This window comes from Pseudomonas sp. FA117 (assembly GCF_057370475.1).
In genome coordinates, this window is sequence record NZ_CM170675.1 from 1,075,543 (window position 1) to 1,095,778 (window position 20,236).

Annotated in this window: 19 protein-coding genes; 15 read left to right on the forward strand and 4 right to left on the reverse strand. The window is 66.5% G+C overall.

Annotated features, from left to right (window positions below; genetic code table 11):
• The first annotated feature begins 103 nt into the window (after positions 1-103).
• From AC1TXO_RS05045 to AC1TXO_RS05070, 6 genes are all read left to right on the forward strand, one after another.
• Complete coding sequence (locus AC1TXO_RS05045) at positions 104-409, forward strand: DUF3649 domain-containing protein (RefSeq protein WP_486405304.1); 306 nt, start codon at positions 104-106, stop codon at positions 407-409.
• Positions 406-1,977 carry a PepSY-associated TM helix domain-containing protein gene (locus AC1TXO_RS05050; RefSeq protein WP_486405305.1) on the forward strand — a complete coding sequence of 524 codons (1,572 nt, stop codon included), beginning with the start codon at positions 406-408 and terminating at the stop codon, positions 1,975-1,977. Before AC1TXO_RS05045 ends, AC1TXO_RS05050 begins: the two co-directional genes overlap by 4 nt.
• Positions 1,977-2,303 carry a DUF3325 domain-containing protein gene (locus AC1TXO_RS05055; protein WP_486405306.1) on the forward strand — a complete coding sequence of 109 codons (327 nt, stop codon included), beginning with the start codon at positions 1,977-1,979 and terminating at the stop codon, positions 2,301-2,303. The genes AC1TXO_RS05050 and AC1TXO_RS05055 overlap by 1 nt, the downstream gene beginning before the upstream one ends.
• Complete coding sequence (locus AC1TXO_RS05060; RefSeq protein ID WP_486405307.1) at positions 2,300-2,857, forward strand: RNA polymerase sigma factor; 558 nt, start codon at positions 2,300-2,302, stop codon at positions 2,855-2,857. Before AC1TXO_RS05055 ends, AC1TXO_RS05060 begins: the two co-directional genes overlap by 4 nt.
• Positions 2,854-3,831 carry a FecR family protein gene (locus AC1TXO_RS05065; protein ID WP_486405308.1) on the forward strand — a complete coding sequence of 326 codons (978 nt, stop codon included), beginning with the start codon at positions 2,854-2,856 and terminating at the stop codon, positions 3,829-3,831. Before AC1TXO_RS05060 ends, AC1TXO_RS05065 begins: the two co-directional genes overlap by 4 nt.
• Positions 3,832-4,029: 198 nt before the next feature.
• The gene (locus AC1TXO_RS05070) at positions 4,030-6,423 is read left to right on the forward strand and encodes a TonB-dependent siderophore receptor (RefSeq protein WP_486405309.1); all 2,394 of its coding nucleotides are present in this window, start codon (positions 4,030-4,032) and stop codon (positions 6,421-6,423) included.
• A 277-nt stretch (positions 6,424-6,700) separates the two neighbouring features.
• On the opposite strand, the gene AC1TXO_RS05075 is transcribed toward AC1TXO_RS05070, so the two are convergent.
• The gene (locus AC1TXO_RS05075) at positions 6,701-7,573 is read right to left on the reverse strand and encodes a helix-turn-helix domain-containing protein (protein ID WP_486405310.1); all 873 of its coding nucleotides are present in this window, start codon (positions 7,571-7,573) and stop codon (positions 6,701-6,703) included.
• A 194-nt stretch (positions 7,574-7,767) separates the two neighbouring features.
• Between AC1TXO_RS05075 and AC1TXO_RS05080 the strand changes: the two genes are divergently transcribed.
• The 4 genes from AC1TXO_RS05080 to AC1TXO_RS05095 all read left to right on the forward strand — a co-directional run bounded on the left by AC1TXO_RS05080 (position 7,768) and on the right by AC1TXO_RS05095 (position 11,587).
• Positions 7,768-8,673 carry a DMT family transporter gene (locus AC1TXO_RS05080; protein WP_486405311.1) on the forward strand — a complete coding sequence of 302 codons (906 nt, stop codon included), beginning with the start codon at positions 7,768-7,770 and terminating at the stop codon, positions 8,671-8,673.
• A gap of 84 nt (positions 8,674-8,757) precedes the next feature.
• The gene (locus AC1TXO_RS05085) at positions 8,758-10,269 is read left to right on the forward strand and encodes a glucosyltransferase domain-containing protein (RefSeq protein ID WP_486405312.1); all 1,512 of its coding nucleotides are present in this window, start codon (positions 8,758-8,760) and stop codon (positions 10,267-10,269) included.
• On the forward strand, positions 10,266-10,652 hold the full coding sequence (locus AC1TXO_RS05090) for a GtrA family protein (protein ID WP_486405313.1): 387 nt from the start codon (positions 10,266-10,268) through the stop codon (positions 10,650-10,652). Before AC1TXO_RS05085 ends, AC1TXO_RS05090 begins: the two co-directional genes overlap by 4 nt.
• Positions 10,649-11,587 carry a glycosyltransferase family 2 protein gene (locus tag AC1TXO_RS05095; protein ID WP_486405314.1) on the forward strand — a complete coding sequence of 313 codons (939 nt, stop codon included), beginning with the start codon at positions 10,649-10,651 and terminating at the stop codon, positions 11,585-11,587. Before AC1TXO_RS05090 ends, AC1TXO_RS05095 begins: the two co-directional genes overlap by 4 nt.
• Before the next feature lie 35 nt (positions 11,588-11,622).
• On the opposite strand, the gene AC1TXO_RS05100 is transcribed toward AC1TXO_RS05095, so the two are convergent.
• Both AC1TXO_RS05100 and AC1TXO_RS05105 read right to left on the reverse strand, forming a co-directional pair.
• A complete protein-coding gene (locus AC1TXO_RS05100; RefSeq protein WP_486405315.1) occupies positions 11,623-12,597 on the reverse strand; it encodes a 2-hydroxyacid dehydrogenase in 975 nt (324 codons plus the stop codon).
• A gap of 75 nt (positions 12,598-12,672) precedes the next feature.
• Complete coding sequence (locus AC1TXO_RS05105) at positions 12,673-13,620, reverse strand: LysR family transcriptional regulator (RefSeq protein ID WP_486405316.1); 948 nt, start codon at positions 13,618-13,620, stop codon at positions 12,673-12,675.
• A gap of 180 nt (positions 13,621-13,800) precedes the next feature.
• Between AC1TXO_RS05105 and AC1TXO_RS05110 the strand changes: the two genes are divergently transcribed.
• Genes AC1TXO_RS05110 through AC1TXO_RS05125 form a run of 4 tightly spaced genes read left to right on the forward strand, consistent with a single transcriptional unit; the run spans position 13,801 to position 18,532 of the window.
• Complete coding sequence (locus AC1TXO_RS05110; RefSeq protein ID WP_486405317.1) at positions 13,801-15,315, forward strand: efflux transporter outer membrane subunit; 1,515 nt, start codon at positions 13,801-13,803, stop codon at positions 15,313-15,315.
• Entirely contained in the window at positions 15,315-17,471 is a 2,157-nt protein-coding gene (locus AC1TXO_RS05115; protein WP_486406790.1) for an FUSC family protein, read from the forward strand. The genes AC1TXO_RS05110 and AC1TXO_RS05115 overlap by 1 nt, the downstream gene beginning before the upstream one ends.
• Positions 17,461-17,661: a DUF1656 domain-containing protein gene (locus AC1TXO_RS05120; protein WP_054894899.1), complete on the forward strand. Its 201-nt coding sequence runs from the start codon at positions 17,461-17,463 to the stop codon at positions 17,659-17,661. Before AC1TXO_RS05115 ends, AC1TXO_RS05120 begins: the two co-directional genes overlap by 11 nt.
• Before the next feature lie 10 nt (positions 17,662-17,671).
• Positions 17,672-18,532 (forward strand): efflux RND transporter periplasmic adaptor subunit, encoded by an 861-nt coding sequence (locus AC1TXO_RS05125; protein WP_486405318.1) that lies wholly within the window; start codon positions 17,672-17,674, stop codon positions 18,530-18,532.
• Positions 18,533-18,535: 3 nt separating this feature from the next.
• Here AC1TXO_RS05125 and AC1TXO_RS05130 read toward each other — a convergent pair whose 3' ends face one another.
• Positions 18,536-18,988, reverse strand: a complete 453-nt coding sequence (locus AC1TXO_RS05130) for a universal stress protein (RefSeq protein ID WP_486406791.1) — start codon at positions 18,986-18,988, stop codon at positions 18,536-18,538.
• 269 nt (positions 18,989-19,257) lie between these two features.
• Between AC1TXO_RS05130 and AC1TXO_RS05135 the strand changes: the two genes are divergently transcribed.
• Complete coding sequence (locus AC1TXO_RS05135; protein ID WP_486405319.1) at positions 19,258-20,160, forward strand: LysR family transcriptional regulator; 903 nt, start codon at positions 19,258-19,260, stop codon at positions 20,158-20,160.
• The last annotated feature ends 76 nt before the right edge of the window (positions 20,161-20,236 follow it).

The window sequence follows — 20,236 nt, forward strand, 5'->3', positions numbered from 1 at the left end:
CACTGCCGCAAAAGACCTTGTCAGTTCGTCCTCAAACTTTGCTTATGAGAATTGAAATCATTACTATTGCAGCCCTCTGAACCCACCCTCGGACCGTCGCCCCATGAAAAGCAAAGCCGCCGGCCTGCCCCTGAGCTACCGTCTGGCCGTGACTTCGCGCAGCCTGGCTGCCTTGCTGGGCGGCTATCTGCTGGCCTCGGCGGCCAGTGTCTGTGTCAGCCTGCTGATGCCGGGCGCCCAGGTCGATGCGGCGTTGACCGGGATGATGCTGTCGTTCGTGTTCTACCTGCTCGCCTTCATCTGGTGCTTCGCCTGCCGCAGCGCCTTGCGCGCCTGGCTCGGCGTGCTGCTGCCAAGCCTGGTGCTGGGCACCATCGGCGGGCTGGCCTATTGGATGAAGAACCCATGAAAGAGGGCTTCCGCCAGGCCATGGCCTGGCTGCACACCTGGACCGGCCTGATCTTCGGCTGGCTGCTGTTCGCCATCTTCCTCACCGGCACGCTTGCCTACTTCAAGGAAGAGATCAACCACTGGACCAAGCCGGAGCTGCACAGCCATCCGCTGGACCCGGTCGCCAGCCTGGACCTTGCACAGAAATACCTCGAGGCCAACGCCGGCAACGCCAGCAGCTGGTTCATCCGCCTGCCCAACGAGCGCGAGGCTGCGCTCAGCGTCGGCTGGCGCGACCCCGATGCTGGTGGGCGGCGCGGCTTCACCAGCAAGGAGCTGGATGCCCGCAGCGGCCAGGCAGTGGAGGGCCGCGAAAGCCGTGGTGGCGAATTCTTCTACCGCTTCCATTTCCAGCTCGAGATGCCGCACCCGTGGGGGCGCTGGCTGTCGACCTTCTGCGCCTTCATCATGCTGCTGGGGCTGGTGACCGGGATCATCACCCACAAGAAGATCTTCAAGGAGTTCTTCACCTTCCGTCCCGGCAAAGGCCAGCGCTCCTGGCTCGACGGCCATAACGCCATCGGCGTGCTGGTGCTGCCGTTCCACCTGATGATCAGCTACAGCAGCCTGGTGATCTTCATGTACATGGTCATGCCCGCCGGGATCATGGCCAGCTATGGCAACGCCAACGGCTACTTCAACGACCTGTTCGGCCGCGACGACGTACCCCGAGTGGCTGGCGTGGCGACGCCGCTGGTGCCGCTGTCGGGGCTCTATGCCAAGGTCCAGGAGCAGGTTCCGGGCGCGCGCATGGGCTTCATCCAGGTGCAGAACCCTGGCGACCTGAACGCCCGCGTGACCTTGAGCCGCGCCTCGGCCGACAGCGTCGCCTACAAGCGCAGTGCCAACTGGACCTTCGACGGCGCCAACGGCGCGCTGCTGACCCAGGGTGCGCCGGAAAGCGCGGCGATGATGACGTCATTCACCTTCGTTGGCCTGCACATGGGCAATTTCGCCGGGCCCTGGCTGCGCTGGCTGTACTTCGTGTTCGGCGTGGCCGGCACGGCGGTGATCGGCACGGGCCTGGTGATGTGGCTGGGCAAGCGACAGCTCAAGCACGCCAAGAGCGAACGCCTGCCGGTGGAGTTGCGTCTGGTCGAGGTGCTCAATATCAGCAGCATGAGTGGCCTGTTGCTCGGCGTGGCAGCGTTCTTCTGGGCCAACCGGCTGTTGCCGGTCGGGCTGGAGGGCCGCGCCGACTGGGAGGTCAATGCGTTCTTCCTGGTCTGGGCGCTGTCATTGCCCCACGCCGTGTTGCGCCCTGGCCGTCGCGCCTGGGGCGAGCAGCTGGCGCTGGGCGCGCTGGCCTTCGCTGCGTTGCCGCTGCTCAATGCCGTGACCACCGGGCAAGGCCTGGATCGTTCGATTCCGGCTGGCGACTGGGCCATGGCCGGCTTCGATCTGACGGCGCTGGTCACCGGCCTGTTCCTGGCCTGGGCTGCCGGCAAGATGCTGCGCGCGCCCAAGCCTGCCGTGCAGCGCGCAGCCAGGGTCAAGGCGAGCAGCGAAACCGTGGAGGCCCGTTGATGTTGAGCATTGCCCTGTTCACTTTTGCCGGCCTGGCGGCGCTGTGCCTGGCCATGGACAAGCACTTCAATGAGCTGCTCCGGCGCAAGCCAAACCCTGCCCAGCTGCGCGCCTTGCGCATCGGGGGCTGGTTGCTGCTGGTCCTGGCGCTGGTGCTGGCGGTGCAACTGCGCGGCTGGGCGCTGGGGTTGGTGGAGTGGACGGCCGTGCTGATGGCCGGGCTGACCCTGTGGGTGTTCGGCCTGCCGTACCAGCCGCGCCTGCTGCTGAGCCTGGCGGCAGCGAGCCTGGTGCTGGCGCCGCTCGTGGCGGTGTTCAGCGGGTGAGCGAGCCCGATCTCGACGAGGCCGGTGGCCGGGCGCGCTTCCTGCAGGTGTTTCTGGCCCAGCGCGCGCGCATGGAAGCGCTGGTCAGCCGCCGGGTCGGTTGTCGCGCCACCGCATCGGACCTGGTCCAGGAACTGTTCCTGCGCTTCTGGCGGCGCCCGGCGGTCAAGGTCGAGGCGCTCGACACCTACCTGCTGCGCTGCGCCGGTAACCTGGCGATCGACCATTTGCGCAGCGAGGGCAGCCGTGGTCGCGCCACCGACGGGCTGTCGAGCGGCGACGAGCAAACCTCGGTCCAGGCCCCGGAGCAGGCGCTCGAAGTCGATCATGACCTGCGCCGTATCGAGCTGGCACTGCGTGCCCTGCCCGAGCGCACCCGGCAGATCTTCCTGCTCAACCGCATCCACGGCTGCAAGTACGGCGAGATCGCCAAGGCCATGCAGTTGTCCCGGAGTGCGGTGGAAAAGCATATGATGCGCGCCCTCGAAGCGTGCAAGGCGAGTGTCGCCGAGCCCGCGACCCCATTGCGCAGGCCAGGGAGCGACCGTCGATGAGCCAGCCCTATCCGATCACTGCCGAACAGTCGCGCATGGCCCTGGGCTGGCTGAGCCGCATCAACGAGCATCCGCAGGCTGGCGAAGGTGCCGAGTTCAAGCGCTGGTTGCTGGCTGACCCTGCGCACCGCATCGCCTACGCCGAGGCGCAGGCCTTGTGGCGACAGAGCCAGGCCCCGGCTGCGCGCCTGGCCGAAGAACAGCGCGAGAGCCTTGAGCGGTATCTCCAGGCCATGCGCCGTCCGCGTCGACGCTGGGGCCTGCGCGGCAGCGCGCTGGCGGCCGCGGCCTGCCTGGTGCTGGCCCTCGGCAGCCTGGCCGGCTGGCAGCCGCAGTACTGGTTGCAGGACCTGCGTGCCGACTACCGCAGCGCCGAGCAGGTGCGCCAGGTGATCCTCGCCGACCAGTCGCGCCTGACCCTCGATGCCGGCAGTGCCGTGGCCGTGGATTTCGATCATGGCGAGCGGCGCGTGCGCCTGCTGCGTGGCGCGGTGTTCTTCGAAGTGACCCATACCGGCGCGCCATTTCTGGTCGATGCCGCAGGCGGTGAGGTGCGGGTGCTGGGCACGCAGTTCGAGGTGCGCGAGCGCGGCGACGGTGCCCAGGTGACCGTGCGCAGCGGGCGGGTGGCGGTGACGCCGTCTGCAGGTGCCGTACCGCGCGAATTGACCGCCAACCAGCAGCTGGCCTATGCCCAGGGGCGGGCCGCCGAGGTGGGTGTGGTGGACAGCGACAGCCGCCTGGCCTGGCGCCAGGGGTGGCTGAACTATTACCAGGTGCCGCTGGCGCAGGTGGTCGAAGACCTGGGCCGCTACTACCCGGGGCGGATCCTGTTACTCGATGACGCGCTCGCGCAACGCAAGGTCAGCGGCAGTTTCCCGGTGCAGGAGCCGTTGGTGGCGCTGGCGTCGCTGGGGAAAGTGATGGGGTTCGAACCGCGGACGGTGCTGGGCAGGGTGACGGTGATTCGCTAGAGCGGCGCTGGCCTCTGGATTTTGAGCAAGACAGTTGCTCCCACAGGTATCTCACCGACGGCTTGCCCGCGAAAAGGCTGCCGCCAATCCCGAGAAAATATTTTCAAGAACAGGTGAGGTACTTCTGGCCCTCATCCGTGTAGTGAGTGAAAGTGCGATTCATTCGCAATCAACCCGTTCTCTCACAGGTCTGCGTCCATGAAGTTCACCCCGCGTTGCGTCCCTCTCTGGTTCGGTCTTTGCGCCCTGTCCGCCGTGGCGGTGACCCCCTTGGCCAGTGCTGCCGAGCAGGTCCAGGTCTACACCTTCGCCCAGCCTGGCCAGCCGCTGGCCCAGGCGCTCAACGCCTTCAGCCGCACCACTGGGCAGAGCGTGGTCTACACCCTCGAACTGCCGGGCCGGCAGGCGCCGGCGCTCAATGGTGCGTTCAGCGCCGAACAGGCCCTGCAGCAACTGCTCGGGCAGTCCGGCCTTGCCTGGCGCCGCCTCGATGCGCGCACCTTCACCCTGGAGGCGGTGGACAGCGCCGGTGCGCTCAACCTGCAGGCCACCACCGTCACCTCGCAGATGGACAGCTTCAGCTATCAGCCGCCAACCAGCCCTTCGATCATGCGCGGCCAAGGCGCCAACCTGGAAACCCCGCATGCCATCAACGTGGTCCCGGCCCAGGTGCTGCGCGACCAGGCGCCACGCAATCTCGACGATGCCCTGGCCAACGTCAGCGGCATCACCCAGGGCAACAATTTCGGTGGCACCTCCGACACCGTGATGAAGCGCGGTTTCGGCGACAACCGCGACGGCTCGATCATGCGCGACGGCATGCCCATCGTGCAGGGCCGCAGCCTCAATGCCACCACCGAGCGGGTCGAAGTGCTCAAGGGGCCGGCATCGCTGCTGTACGGCATCCAGGACCCGGGTGGGGTGATCAACGTGGTCAGCAAGCGCCCGCAACTGCAGCAGTACAATGCCCTGACCCTGCGCGGCTCGACCTACGGCAGCGGCAAGAATGGCAGCGGTGGCAGCTTCGACAGCACCGGCGCACTGGGCGACAGCAACCTGGCCTATCGGCTGATCGTCGATCATGAAGACGAAGACTACTGGCGCAACTACGGCGTGCATCGCGAATCGCTGGTGGCGCCCTCGCTGGCCTGGTTCGGCGAGAACACCCAGGTGCTGCTGGCTTACGAGCACCGTGAGTTCCTCTATCCGTTCGACCGCGGCACGGCCATCAGCAACCGCACCAACCATCCGCTGGACATCCCCGCCACGCGCCGTCTGGACGAGCCGTTCAACGACATGGAAGGCCGCTCCGACCTCTATCGGCTCGAGGTCGATCACCAGTTGGCGGACGACTGGAAACTGCACTTCGGCTACAGCTTCAACCGCGAGACCTACGACGCCAGCCAGGTGCGGGTGACCGGGGTCAACGATGCCCGCGGCACCCTGACCCGCAGCATCGACGGCACCCACGGCGCCATGAGCCGCGACCAGTTCGCCACCCTGAGCCTGAACGGCAATGTGCAATTGGGCGGGATGCAGCATGACCTGCTGCTGGGCTTCGACCACGAGGACCGCAAGGTCTACCGCGCTGATCTGATCCGCCAGGCCAGCCGCTCTACGTTCAGCTATCTCAACCCGGTCTATGGCCAGGAGCCTGAAGGCAGCACCGTGCGCGCCAGCGACAGCGACCAGACCGACAAGCTGCGCACCGACTCGCTGTTCTTCCAGGATGCCGTGCACCTGGACGAGCACTGGATTGCCGTGGCTGGCGTGCGCCTGCAACAGTACGACCAGCTCGCCGGACGTGGCCGGCCCTTCACCACCAACACCGACACCAACGATCGCGCCTGGACCCCGCATGCCGGGTTGGTCTACAAGGTCGATGAACAGTTGTCGTTCTATGGCAGCTACAGCGAATCGTTCAAGCCCAACTCCAGCATCGCCCCGCTGAGCGGCGGGCTGGTGCTCGACTCCTCCATCGCCCCGGAGGAGGGCAAGGCCTGGGAGCTGGGCGCCAAGCTCGACATCCCCGGCCAGCTCACCGGCACCCTGGCGCTGTTCGACATCACCAAGCGCAACGTGCTGGTGGCCAACTTCGACACCCGCACCGGCGAAACCCTGTACAGCAATGCCGGCGAAGTCAGCTCGCGCGGCGTCGAACTGGACCTGACCGGCCAGCTCAGCGAGCGCTGGAGCCTGATCGGCAGCTATGCCTTCACCGACGCCGAGGTGACCAAGGACCCCGACCTCAAGGGCAATCGCCTGCAGAACGTGGCGCGCCATACCGGTTCGCTGTCGGCGGTGTACGACTACGGCAGCCTGTTCGGCGGCGACCGTCTGCGCCTGGGAGCGGGTGCGCGCTATGTCGGTGAGCGGGCGGGCAACCCGACCAACGACTTCGACCTGCCGGCCTACACCGTGGCCGATGCCTTCGCCAGCTACGAGACCAAGCTGGACGAGCACAAGGTGCGTCTGCAACTGAACGTGAAGAACCTGTTCGACAAGGTGTACTACAGCTCGGCGGTGAACCGCTACTTCGTGGCGATCGGTGATGCGCGGCAGGTTAGCCTGTCGAGTACGCTGGAGTTCTGATGCCCCCGCGCCTGGCGCAACCCGTGCAGGAACGACGGGCTTGCCCACAATCCTGGAGTCCGCCCAATTCCTGTGGGAGCAACTGTCTTGTTCAAAATCTAGAGGCCAGCTCATTCCCTGTGGGAGCGGGCTTGTCCCGCGAACACGGACGTAGCCCGTGCCAGACAGCGCGGTATCCTTTTCGCGGGCAAGTCGCAGCGGCGAACCGCCACCCCCCCCCAGGAGCTGAGCGGCCTTTCAGAGGGTGAACCAGCCAGTAGCACCGACACTCGCTGCCTTAACGCAACGCCGCCCGATATTCCCCGGGCGTCGCGCCCATCGCCTGCCTGAAACGGTTGCTGAAATGGCTGGCACTGGCAAACCCGCACAGCAATGCCACCTGCCCCAGCGGCAGCTCGCCCTGGCGCAGCAAGCGACAGGCCTGGTGCAGCCGGCGCGCCAGCAGGTACTGGTGCGGTGGCAGGCCGAAGCTTGCGCGGAACATCCGCGCGAAGTGGTATTCGGAGAGGTGGCAGCGCAGCGCCAGTTCACTCAAGGGCAGTGGCTGGTCGAGGTTGGCCTCGATGTAGTCCAGCAGTTGCCGGCGCTGGTGCGGCGCCAGCCCGCCCTTGAGCCTCAGGCCCTGGCGCAGCCCGGCCTGGCCCAGCACGGCATGGTCGATGATGGCGTGCGCCAGGCTGCTGGCCAGCAGGCGCTCGGCGGGCTCGTTCCAGTCCAGTCGGATCAGTTGGCGAAAGCGCAGGGCCTGCTGCGGGTCGTCGAGGAAGGTGGCCTCGTGCAACTGCATGTGCCGCGGTTCACGGTCCAGCAGGCGGATGCAGCCGAGGGCGAACTGCTCGTCGCTGATGTACAGGTGTGCCAGGCGAATAGCGCCGTTGACCACCCAGTTGGACTCGTGGCCGGCGGGCATGATGCACAGCTTGTCCGGCGCCCCTTTGTCGCCCGGGCGCTGGCGGCGAAAGGTGCCGGTGCCGTCGGCGATGTAGCACGACAGGGTGTGGTGGCTTGGGGACTGGTAGTCGCGGGCGTCGTCGCGGTTGCTCCACAGGGCTGCTGCCAGGCCCTCGCCCAGTTGCGCGCTTGCTTCCAGGCGGGCGTTGGGCGAGCTGTGCATGGCGTTGAAGACTTGCAGCTGATGAAGTGGCGGCATCGGCGATTTCCTCTGGAGGGCTATCGTACTGCGGCGCAGGCGTGATGGGGACGGTTGCCGACGGAAAAGCGCAAGTTTGTGCAAGCGGGGCGCGGGGCGAGGGGACAGACTTCGAGAGCGGCGGTGGAGTCCTGCCCACGAAGCATCCACCACTGCTCCTGCAGACCAGCGCCAATGCCCCAAGGACCGCGCCCATGAACCTGTCGCTCTACCTGCTTACCGTCCTGATCTGGGGCACCACCTGGATCGCCCTGAAGCTGCAGTTGGGGGTGGTCGAGATCCCGGTATCGATCGTCTACCGCTTCGCCCTGGCCGGGCTGATCCTGTTCGTCATCCTGCTGCTGACCCGACGCCTGCAGCCGATGGACCGGCGTGGCCACCTGGTCTGCCTGGCCCAGGGCTTGTGCCTGTTCTGCGTCAACTTCATGTGCTTTCTCACCGCCAGCCAGTGGGTCGCCAGTGGTCTGATCGCAGTGGTGTTCTCCACCGCGACCCTGTGGAATGCGCTCAATGCGCGGATCTTCTTCGGCCAGCGGATCGCCGCCAACGTGCTGGGCGGCGGTGCCCTGGGCCTGCTCGGTCTGGGCCTGCTGTTCTGGCCGGAGCTGTCCGGTCATGCCGCCAGCCACGAAACCCTCGTCGGCCTGGGCCTGGCATTGCTCGGCACCCTGTGCTTCTCGGCCGGCAACATGCTGTCCAGCCTGCAGCAGAAGGCCGGCCTCAAGCCGATGACCACCAACGCCTGGGGCATGGTCTATGGCGCCACCCTGCTGGGGCTGTATTGCCTGCTCAGCGGCGTGCCTTTCGCCATGGAGTGGAACGCCCGCTACATAGGTTCGCTGCTGTACCTGGTGATTCCAGGCTCGGTGATCGGCTTCACCGCCTACCTCACGCTGGTCGGGCGCATGGGGCCGGAGCGGGCAGCCTACTGCACGGTGCTGTTCCCGGTGGTGGCGCTGAACGTCTCGGCGGTCGCCGAAGGCTACCAGTGGACGCTGCCGGCGCTGCTCGGGCTGGTGGCGGTGATGGCGGGCAACCTGCTGGTGTTCCGCAAACCACGGGCGGCCAGGGCCGGGGCGGCAACCCTGGCGACGAAGTAGCGCCAGCGCCCGACCCGGATGCAGAAGACCTGCGCGCCGTGCTGTCTACACTTGGCCAAACCCCTTGAACCTGCAAGGTAGGCCATGTCGACAGCCCAGCCGTGGAATCGCCCCCTGACAGCGCGCCAGGCGCACCTGCTTTGCCTGCTCGCGCTCGGCCTGCACGTGCTGCCGCTGATCCTTGCCGACTCGATGTACCTGGACGATGTCTGGCGCGCGCAGACCGCCACCGGCAACTGGACGGCCGAAGGGCGCCTGCTCACCCAGTGGCTGCACGCAGGCCTGAGCTTCGCCGGCGGGGCGGTCAACCTGTTCCCCTTGCCGCTGCTGCTGTCGCTGCCGGTGGCCGCCTATGCCCTGGCGCGGCTGGCCATCCACTACTTCGGGCAGCCGCGTCCGAGCGATCTGCTGGTGGTCCTGCCGCTGTGGTACAGCCCGTTCTTTCTGCAGAACCTCTCGTACCAGTACGACGGCCCGGCGATGGCGCTGGGGCTGGCGGCGGTGATCCTGGCCGTGAGCCTCGGCCCGCGGCGACTGTTCGCCGGCACCGTGCTGATCGCCTGCGGGCTGGGTTTCTATCAGGTCACGCTGAACGTGTTCATCGGTCTGTGCTGCATCGATGCGGTGCGTGGCCTGCTGGGGGGCGATCCGCTGCGAGGTCTGGGCAAGGCTGCTGCCCTGCGGGGTTTGCAGGCACTGCTCGGCGGGTTGGTGTACCTGCTGGTGGCGATGCCGTGGATGTCCGAGCAGCGCCTGGCGATGCTGGCGCTGGATACTGAGCTGCCGGCGGCAGTGCTGCAGCGCCTGGGCACGGCGTTCGAGCATGTCGCCCTGTTGCTGACCCCGGGCAATCGGGTCTTGGCAGTGGGGCTGGCGCTGCTCGCCGGTCTCGGCCTGTTGCGCGATGCCCGGGCCCTGCAGCGCCAGCATGGCCTGTCAGGGCTGCTCGTGCGCAGCGCCGGCGTGCTGCTGGCGGTACTGGTACTGCTGGTGATGACCAGCGGGGTGATGCTGGCCTTCGAATACTTCATCCATGGTGCACGCACGCTGATGGGCTTTGCCTGCGTGCTGGTACTGCTGCTGTACCTGGCCAGGCGTGGGCTGGGCGGCGGGTCGCAGGCGCGCGCGCTGCTGCTGTGCCTGCCGCTGCTGTCGATGCTGGCACTGGCCTACGCCCACGGCCGCCTGCTGGAAGCGCAGAAGGCGCAGTTCGCCGCCATCGGCCAATACATCGGCCAGGACATCCTCAGCCACCGCGAATTGGACAAGGCCCGCGCGTTCTACCTGCTCGAACGCAACCAGGCCGACGGCTGGCTGCCGGCCGCCGTGGGGGCACAGGCCCGAGTACCGCTGCTCAGGTTCATCCGCAGTTCGGACTTCGTGTTGCTGCCGGAAATGATGGCTCGCGTAGGCATGGGCCAGTTCTACATCAACAGCAGCGCCAACCGTAGCCCGGCTTCGCCGTTGCGCGCCGACGACCTGCTGGCCCGCGGCGAAACGCCGGTGGTGGACAACCGTCTGTACAGCATCTACCTGATCGGCGACCAGGGCTACGTGCTGACCAAGCCGCAGACCAGGCCCTGGACACTGCCATGAACCCGCGCACGCCCGGGCTGTATGCGCAGATGCGCCGCTATGTGCTGGTCGGGCTGGGCAACACCCTGGCGCACTGGTCGGTGTTCTTCATCCTGCACCTGCTGCTGGGGCTGCGTCAGGCACCGAGCAACCTGCTGGCGTTCGTGGTGGCCGCGAGCCTGTCGTACTACGTCAATGCGCGCTACACCTTCGCCGCCCGGCCCAGCAAGCGTCGTTACTTGCTGTTCCTGGCCGGCATGGGGATAGTGAGCCTGGCACTGGGCGCGGTTTCCGACTGGGCGAACCTGTCGCCCTGGCTCACCCTGGTGAGCTTTTCCGCCGTCAGCCTGGTCCTGGGCTATGGCTATTCGCGCAGCGTGGTCTTCAGACGGAGGACGCCATGAACATCACCCTGATCGTGCCGGTGTACAACGAGCAGGACACCCTCGAGCACTTCTACCGCACCGTGCGCGCGGAACCTTCGCTGCAGGGCATGACGGTGGAGATCCTGTTCGTCAACGATGGCAGCAGCGACGAGACCGAGGCGATCTGCGCCGAGCTTGCACTGCGTGATGAATGGGTCACGGTGATCAACTTCTCGCGCAACTTCGGCAAGGAGTCGGCGCTGTTCGCCGGGCTCGAATACGCCGATGGCGACGCCATGGTGCCGATCGACGTCGACCTGCAGGACCCGATCGAGCTGATCGCGCAGATGGTCGAGCGCTGGCAGCAGGGTGCCGACGTGGTCCTGGCCAAGCGTCGCAGCCGCGATGCCGACACCCCGCTCAAGCGCTGGAGCGCGCGGCTCTACTACCGCCTGCACAACCGCATCGCCTCTACCCATATCGAGGAGAACGTCGGCGATTTTCGCCTTCTCGACCGCAAGGTGGTCGCTGCGATCCGCCAGTTGCCGGAGCAGCAGTTGTTCATGAAGGGCGTGTTGTCGTGGGTGGGATTTCGCACCGAGATCATCGAGTACGACCGTCCGCCGCGGGTGGCGGGGGAGAGCAAGTTCGGGCTGTGGCGGCTGTGGAACCTGGCGCTGGACGGCATCACCTCGTTCAGCACCGTGCCTTTGCGGTTGTGGACCTACATCGGCGCGGGGGTGTCACTGTTCGCGCTGGTGTTCGCGGTGTACCTGATCGTGCAGAAGGTGCTCTGGGGCATCGACCTGCTGGGGTATCCGTCGCTGCTGTCGGCGATCCTGTTTCTCGGGGGCGTGCAACTGATCGGGATCGGCATACTCGGGGAGTATGTGGGGCGCATCTACCAGGAGACCAAGCACCGGCCGCGGTACGTGGTGCGCAAGGTGCTGGGGCGGCGGCGGCAGCCGCGCTGACACCGCTTCTGCCAAGGCCGCAGCGCGATTGCGATTCAGCCCTTCCACACCTGGGGATTGACCAGGTCCTGCGGACGCTCGCCGAGCAGTGCCGCACGCAGGTTGTCCATCGCCCGGTTGGCCATGGCTTCGCGGGTCTCGGCGGTCGCCGAGCCGATGTGCGGCAGGGTCAGGGCGTTGGGCAGACTGAACAGCGGCGAGTCGGCCAGCGGTTCTTTCTCGTAGACATCCAGCCCGGCACCGCGAATGGTACCTTGCTGCAGCGCCTCGACCAGCGCCGCCTCGTCCACCACCGGCCCGCGGGCGATGTTGATCAGGAAGGCGCTGGGTTTCATCAGTTTCAGCTCGCGGGCGCCGATCAGCTTGCGGGTGGCGTCGGACAGCGGCACCACGATGCAGACGAAATCGGATTCGGCCAGCAACTGCTCCAGGCTGCGAAACTGCGCGCCCAGCTCCTGCTCCAGCGCATGCTTGCGGCTGTTGCCGGCATACAGGATCGACATGTTGAAGCCCAGGCGGCCACGGCGTGCGACGGCGGCGCCGATGTTGCCCATGCCGACGATGCCCAGTGTCTTGCCGTGCACGTCGCTGCCGAAGTGCGCCGGCCCCACGGTGGCCTGCCAGTTGCCAGCCTTGGTCCAGGCGTCCAGTTCGGCGGTACGGCGAGCACAGCCCATGATCAGCGAAAAGCCCAGGTCTGCGGTGCTTTCGGTGAGCACGTCAGGGGTGTTGGTCAGGGCGATGCCGCGTTCGTTGAAGTAGTCCAGGTCGTAGTTGTCGTAACCGACCGACACGCTCGACACCACCTCCAGCTTGCCCGCACCTTCGAGTTGCGCGCGGCCGAGCTTGCGGCCGACGCCGATCAGGCCGTGGGCCTGGGGCAGGGCTTCGTTGAACTGGGCATTGATGTCGCCCAGCTTGGGGTTGGGCAGGATCACGTTGAAGTCTTGCTGCAGGCGCTCGGCCATGGCCGGGGTGATGCGGCTGAAGGCCAGGACGGTCTTTTTCATCGGGCTGCTTCTCTGTGCGGCTGACGGGGGGCTTGCCCCGCGATGAGGGCGTCAATGGTCAGCAACCTACCATCTTCAGGTCGCGATCAGCAATTCATGGGTCTTGAGGTCTGCCTCGTGCGCCGCGAGGATCTCCGGCAGCGAGTTGCGCAGGTACTCGACCCAGGTCTTGATCTTGGCATCGAGGTACTGGCGCGACGGGTAGATGGCATACAGGTTCAGCTCCTGCAGGCGGTAGTCGGGCATCACCCGCACCAGGCTGCCGTCGCGCAAGCCATCGATGGCCGAGTAGATCGGCAGCACGCCCACGCCCATGCCGGTACGGATCGCGGTCTTCATCGCGTCGGCGGAGTTGACCTGGAAAGGCGAGCTGGTGATGTTGGCCATCTCCTGGCCTTCAGGACCGTCGAACAGCCACTTCTCCAGCGGGATCACCGGGCTGACCATGCGCAGGCACTGGTGCTTGATCAGGTCGGCGGGCGTGTGCGCGATGCCGTGGCGGGCAATGTACTCGGGCGAGGCGCAGACGATGCTGTAGGTGATGCCCAGGCGCTGCGAAACGAAGCCGGAGTCGGGCAGCTCGCTGGCCAGCACGATGGACACGTCGTAGCCCTCGTCGAGCAGGTCCGGCACGCGGTTGGCCATGGTCAGGTCGAAGGTCACGTCGGGGTGGGTTTCGCGGTAGCGGGCGATGGCATCGACCACGAAGTGCTGGCCGACGCCGGTCATCGAATGCACTTTCAATTGCCCGGCCGGGCGGGCGTGGGCGTCGCTGGCCTCGGCCTCGGCTTCCTCGACGAAGGTCAGGATCTGCTCGCAGCGCATCAGGTAGCGCTTGCCCGCTTCGGTGAGGGCGATGCGCCGGGTGGTGCGGTTGAGCAGGCGGGTTTGCAGATGGGCTTCCAGGTTGGAGACCGCCCGCGACACGTTGGCGGTGGTCGTATCCAGTTGCACGGCGGCAGCCGTGAAGCTGCCGAGCTGGGCTACGCAACTGAAAGCACGCATGTTTTGCAGGGTGTCCATGGGTCACTCTCGATCTAGAGGACAAAATTGTGACATGAAGCGCTGAAAAAGCACGTCCGACCAAAGCCGGATTATCGCTGTTTCGGTAACAAAGATTCGCAGGAATATGCGCTTATCGCCAATGAAACCCGCCCCTAGAATTGCCCGGCCCCTTCACCTCTTCCTCGGGAAATCGCCGCTGTGCCGCGTCGCCACATCGGAGCGCTTCGAGCGCTCAGTGCCTGTGCCCTTAGCCTGTCCTTGAGCGGCTGTATCGGAACCTGGGGTATCGCCCCGCAAAGCAGGACACTGCAAACCAGCCCACTCGCCACCGACCTCGCCATCGAGGAAGCCGCCGTCGAGGCCCACTGGCCTGCGCAACAGTGGTGGCGTGCCTACCGCGACCCACAACTGGATCGCTGGATCGAACTTGCCGTTGCCGGGAGCCCGAGCCTGGCCATGGCTGCGGCGCGGGTGCGCCAGGCCAGGGCCATGGCCGGGGTGGTCGAATCGGCGGAACACCTGCAGGGCAATGGCCAGGCGACGCTCAAGCGCCACAACTGGCCGGAGGATCAGTTCTACGGCCCCGGTGCGCTGTCTGGCGCCAATACCTGGGACAACAATGCCGCCCTTGGCCTGAGCTACGCCCTCGACCTCTGGGGGCGCGAGCGCAACGCCAGCGAGCAGGCCGTGGACCAGGCGCACATGCGCGTTGCCGAAGCCCGCCAGGCCCGGCTCGAGCTGCAGGATAACGTGGTGCGCAGCTATATCCAGCTCAGCCTGCACTTCGCCCGGCGCGATATCGTCAAGGCCGAGCTGGCCCAGCAGGAGCAGATCCTGGCGCTGGCCAGGCGACGCCTGGAGGCCGGTATCGGCACCCACCTGGAAGTCAGCCAGGCCGAGGCGCCGCTGCCGGAAACCCATCGGCAGATCGACAGCCTCGACGAAGACATCGCCCTTGCGCGCAACCAGTTGGCGGCATTGGCCGGCAAGGGGCCGGGCGAGGGTGCCAGCCTGCAACGTCCGACGCTGGCGCTTGCGGCGCCCTTGACGCTGCCCTCGCGGCTGCCGGCCGAGCTGGTCGGCCAGCGCCCGGACGTGGTCGCCAGCCGCTGGCAGGTGGCGGCCCAGGCGCGGGGAATCGATGTGGCCCATGCCGGGTTCTTCCCCAACGTCGACCTGGTCGGCGGGCTGGGGTTCATGGCCACCGGCGGTGGGCCGCTGGCGTTTCTCACCGGGCGCAAGTTCAACTACAACGTCGGGCCTGCCATCAGCCTGCCGATCTTCGATGGCGGGCGGCTGCGCTCGCAGCTGGGCGTGGCGTCGGCTGACTACGACATGGCGGTTGCCCATTACAACGAGACGGTGGTTGCGGCGCTGAAGAGTATTTCCGACCAGTTGATCCGTCGCGAGTCGATGGAGCAGCAGGCGCACTTTGCCGAAGCGTCCGTGGCGGCAGCGCAGAAGACCTACGACATCGCCACCGTGGCCTTCCAGCGCGGGTTGACCGACTACCTCGACGTGCTCAACGCGCAGACATTGCTGTTCCGCCAGCAGCAGGTGCAGCAGCAGGTGCAGGCGGCGCGTCTGAGCGTGCATGCCGAGCTGGTCACGGCATTGGGCGGAGGGCTCGGGGCGGGAGGGGATGTGCCTGGGCAGGGGCGCGAGGCGGCGCCGAGGACACCGGCGCTGATCGCGTCGGGCCCGCGGTCATGATGCGCTGGTTCGGCAGTCTGCAATGGCGTCGGGGGTTCTTTGCCTGGGCGCGCACCGACGGGGTGACCTGGGTCTACATCTTCAAGGTGCTCGCGGCGGCGTTCCTCACCCTCTGGCTGGCCATGCGCCTGGAGTTGCCACAACCGCGCACGGCGATGATCACGGTGTTCATCGTCATGCAGCCGCAGAGCGGGCATGTGTTCGCCAAGAGCTTCTACCGGATACTCGGCACCCTCGCCGGTTCGGCGATGATGGTTGCGCTGATCGCGATCTTCCCGCAGAACACCGAGCTGTTCCTGCCCAGCCTGGCGTTGTGGGTCGGCCTGTGTTCGGCGGGCGCGATGCGCTACCGCACCTTCCGCGCCTACGGCTTCGTGCTGGCGGGCTACACGGCGGCGATGATCGGCCTGCCGGTGCTCGAACATCCCGACCAGGCCTTCCTGGCTGCGGTGTGGCGGGTGCTGGAGATCGCCCTGGGGATTCTGGTTTCGACCCTGGTCAGCGCCGCGATCCTGCCGCAATCGGCCAGCGCCGCCATGCGCAACGCCCTGTACCAGCGCTTCGGCGTGTTCGCCGCGATGGTGGTCCAAGCCCTGCGCGGCAACAGTCAGCGGGTGTTGTTCGAAACCAGCAACGTGCGCTTCATTGCCGAAGCCGTGGGCCTTGAAAGCCTGCGCAACGTCACCGCCTTCGAAGACCCGCACATGCGCAGACGCTCAGGCCGCCTGGTGCGCATGAACAGCGAATTCATGGCCATCACCACCCGTTTCAACGCCTTGCACCGGCTGCTCGAACGCCTGCGCGCCCGGGGCCCGGCGCAAATCGTCGGCGCCATCGAACCAGGCCTGCAGAACCTTGTGCAGTTGCTCGAACCCTATGCCGGCCGGGCCCTGACCGATGCCGATGCGTTGCGCCTGACGCTGGAGCTGGCTGCGTTCAAGGACGGCCTGCAGGCTCAGGTGCGCAGCCTGCGCGCCGCGTACCTGGAAACCGCACCGAGCGAAGCCGACCTGCTGGATTTCCACACCACCTACGAGCTGCTCTACCGCCTGGTCGATGACCTCTACAGTTACGCCCAGACCCACGCCTCGCTGGCTGCACACAATCATGAGCGGGAAAAGTGGGACGAGCCCTACGTGGCGCAGACCAGCTGGCTGGTGTCGCTGGCTGCCGGAGTGCGTGGCGCGGCGGTGCTGTTGCTGCTGGGCAGCTACTGGCTGCTCAGCGACTGGCCCAGCGGTGCGATGATGACCCTGATCGCCACGGTCACTGCCGGTCTGTCGGCAGCTTCGCCCAACCCCCGGCGCATGGCGTTCCAGATGGCGTGCGGCACGTTGCTCGGGGCCTTCATCGGCTTCTTCGAAACCTTCTTCGTGTTTCCCTGGATCGATGGCTTCGCCCTGTTGTGCATGGTGCTGGCGCCCGTATTCGTGCTTGGCGCCTTCCTGTCTTCGCGCCCGGCCTACGCCGGTTATGGCGTCGGCCTGCTGGTGTTCTTCGCCATCGGTTCGGTGCCCAGCAACCTCACGGTCTACGACCCTTATACCTTCATCAACGACTACATCGGCATGGTCATCGGCATGCTGGTCTGCGCCGCCGCCGGGGCGATCATCCTGCCGCCGAACAGCCGCTGGCTGTGGAGCCGCCTCGAGCAGGCGCTGCGCGAGCAGGTGCTGTTCGCCATCGGCGGGCGCCTGCGCGGCCTGGGCTCTGCGTTCGAGAGCCGCACCCGCGACCTGCTGCACCAGGCCTATGGCCTGGCCGCGGGCAAGCCCCAGGTGCAGGCCGAGCTGATGGGCTGGATGTTCGCCGTGGCGGAGATCGGCCACGCCATCATCGAACTGCGCAAGGAGCAGGCCAACGCGCCGGTGCACCCGGCCTATGCCGAATCCCAACCCTGGCGCCAGGCGATCCGGGTCATGGGCCGCGCCCTGGCGCGGCTGTTCCTGCAGCCCAGCGCCAGCAACCACGAACGCGCGCTGGTGGCGGTCGACCACGCGATCAGCCGCGTGCAGGCCACCGACGAACCCTTCGCCCGACATTTCGACACCTCGGTGCTGCGCCGCGCGCAGAGCTACCTGCACTTCATCCGCACCTCCCTGCTCGACCCCCAGTCACCCCTGGCCCCGGCCAAAGGATTGCACCATGCCCCGTGAGATCGCCTTCCATGGCGTGTACATGCCCACCATGACCTTGATGTTCCTGTTTGCCGCCGGCCTTGCCTGGGGCCTGGACCGCTTCATCGCCAGCCACGACGGCTACCGCTTCTTCTGGCACCCGGCGCTGCTGCGCCTGTCCCTGTTCGTCTGCCTGTTCGGCGCGCTGGCGCTGTCGGTCTACTGGTGAGAAACCTGCGATGAAAAAGTTCTTCAGCCTCCTGGCCACCTTGCTGGTACTGACTGCTGCCGTGTTGATCGGCCGCCAGCTGTGGCTGCACTACATGACCACGCCCTGGACCCGCGACGGCCGCGTGCGTGCCGACATCATCAACGTCGCCGCCGATGTGCCGGGCTATGTGGTGGACGTGCCGGTGCGCGACAACCAGCGGGTGAAAAAGGGCGATGTGCTGATCCGCATCGATCCCGAGCACTACCAGCTCGCCGTGGAGCAGGCCAGGGCGCTGGTGGCTTCGCGCAAGTCCACCTGGGAGATGCGCAAGGTCAACGCCCGGCGCCGTGCCGATCTGGACAACCTGGTCATCTCCAGGGAGAACCGCGACGACGCCAGCAACATCGCCAGCGCCGCCCTGGCCGACTACCAGCAGGCCCAGGCGCAACTGGCGGCGGCCGAGCTGAACCTCAAGCGCACCGAGATCGTCGCCACCGTCGATGGCTACGTCACCAACCTGAACATCCACAGGGGCGACTATGCGCGCACCGGCGAGGCGGTGATGGCGGTGGTGGACGAGCATTCGTTCTGGGTGTACGGGTTCTTCGAGGAAACCAAGCTGCCGCACGTGCAAGTGGGCGATCAGGCCGAGTTGCAGATGATGAGCGGCGAGCGGCTCAAAGGGCATGTCGAGAGCATCGCCCGCGGTATCTACGACCGTGACAACCCGCAGAGCCGCGAGCTGGTCGCCGATGTGAACCCGACCTTCAACTGGGTGCGCCTGGCGCAGCGAGTGCCGGTGCGCATCCACATCGATGAAGTGCCCGAAGGCTATCTGCTGGCGGCGGGTACCACCTGCACGGTGGTGGTGACGCCGCGCCAGGGCTGAGGGTCATTCACCTGCCGCGCACACCAGCACCGGCACCTGCACCCGGTCGATGACCTTGGCGCTGATCGACGGGTCCAGCAGCCGCCCGAGGCGTGACAGGTGGCGGTGGCCCATGACGATCAGCTCGCAGTCCAGCGCCCGTGCCTGCTCGACGATGGCCTCGACCGGCTGTGCAGCGAGCGTGGCGCCCTGGCAGTCGAAGCCCGCTTCGCGCAGCGTGGCCACGGCGTGCTGCACGGCACGCTCGGCCAGTTGCTGCTCGTCGCAGGCGGCCGGGTATTCGCTCAGTTCCTGTTCGGTGTAGGACGCTGGGTGATCGTGCACGGCGAAGGTCGGGTCGATGGCCAGCAGCACGTGCAACGCGTGTTCGCCGGGGCGGCAGTAGCGGCGCACGAGGTCGAGCAGGGCGGCGCTGGCTGGAGAGGCGTCGATGGCGATGAGGATGGGCATTGGCAGGGGCCTTGTGTCGGGCTGGGGAGCGGTGTCGATCTTTTCGCGGGCAAGCCCGCTCCCACTGGTTGCCATGTGGGAGCCACTGTCTTGTTCAAAATCTGACAGCCAGCTAGATCCTTGTGGGAGCCGGCTTGCCCGCGAAAAGAACCCCACCATTCTTGACCCTTTCCCCAACCCGGATAAATGGCCCTGCATGCACGGCGTCATTGCACCAGACGCAATCGTGCGACCTGTTACCATCGCGTTTCCCACACTTGCCACGGAAAACGGCCATGCAACTCCCGGACATGAACCTGCTCGTCGCCCTCGACGCCCTGCTCGACGAAGGCAGCGTGGTCGGTGCAGCGCAGCGCATGAATCTCAGCCCGGCGGCCATGAGCCGGACCCTGGGGCGGATCCGCGATGCGCTGGACGATCCGATCCTGGTGCGGGCCGGTCGTGGCCTGGTGCCGACGCCGCGTGCACTGGCCCTGCGCGACCAGGTGCGGGCGCTGGTGGAGCAGGCCGGGCAGGTGTTCAACAGCGGCGAAGACGTCAACCTGGGCAACCTGGAGCGCGCCTTCAACATCCGCACCAACGACCTGTTCATCGCCCTTTACGGTGCGCGCCTGCTGCACATGATGCAGGCCCAGGCGCCGCATACGGTGCTGCGCTTCGTGCCCGAGGCGCATGGCGACGACATGGTGCTGCGCCATGGGCAGATCGACCTGGTGGTCAGTTCGAGTATCGAACTGGGGCCGGAAATCAAGGTGCAGAGCCTGTTCGATACCCACTTCGTCGGCCTCGCCCGGGCCGATCACCCGATCTTCGACGACGAGATCACGCCGGCGCGCTTTGCCGCCTACCCGCAGATCAGCGTGTCCCGACGCGGGCGGGCCAATGGGCCGATCGATGTCGAACTGAACAACCAGGGCGTGCAGCGGCGGGTCGCGCTGATCACCCCGAGTTTCCATTCGGCGATGTTCTCGCTGCACGAGTCGGACCTGATCCTGCCGATGCCGGCCAACATTCTTGGCAGCGTGCTGAAGTTCGGCCTGCCGCTGCGCTCGTTCCAGATTCCATTGGTGCTGGAACGGGTGCGGGTGATGCAGGCCTGGCATCCGCGTTTCGACAACGACCCCGCACATCGGTGGCTGCGGCGCACCTTGAAGGCCTGCTGCAGCGCCGAGCCTTGAGGCCGCCACGAAACTAAGTGGATTGCGTCTGGCGCAATTTAAAGCTGCCAACAAGTCAGTTTTCGTAAGCATTCCC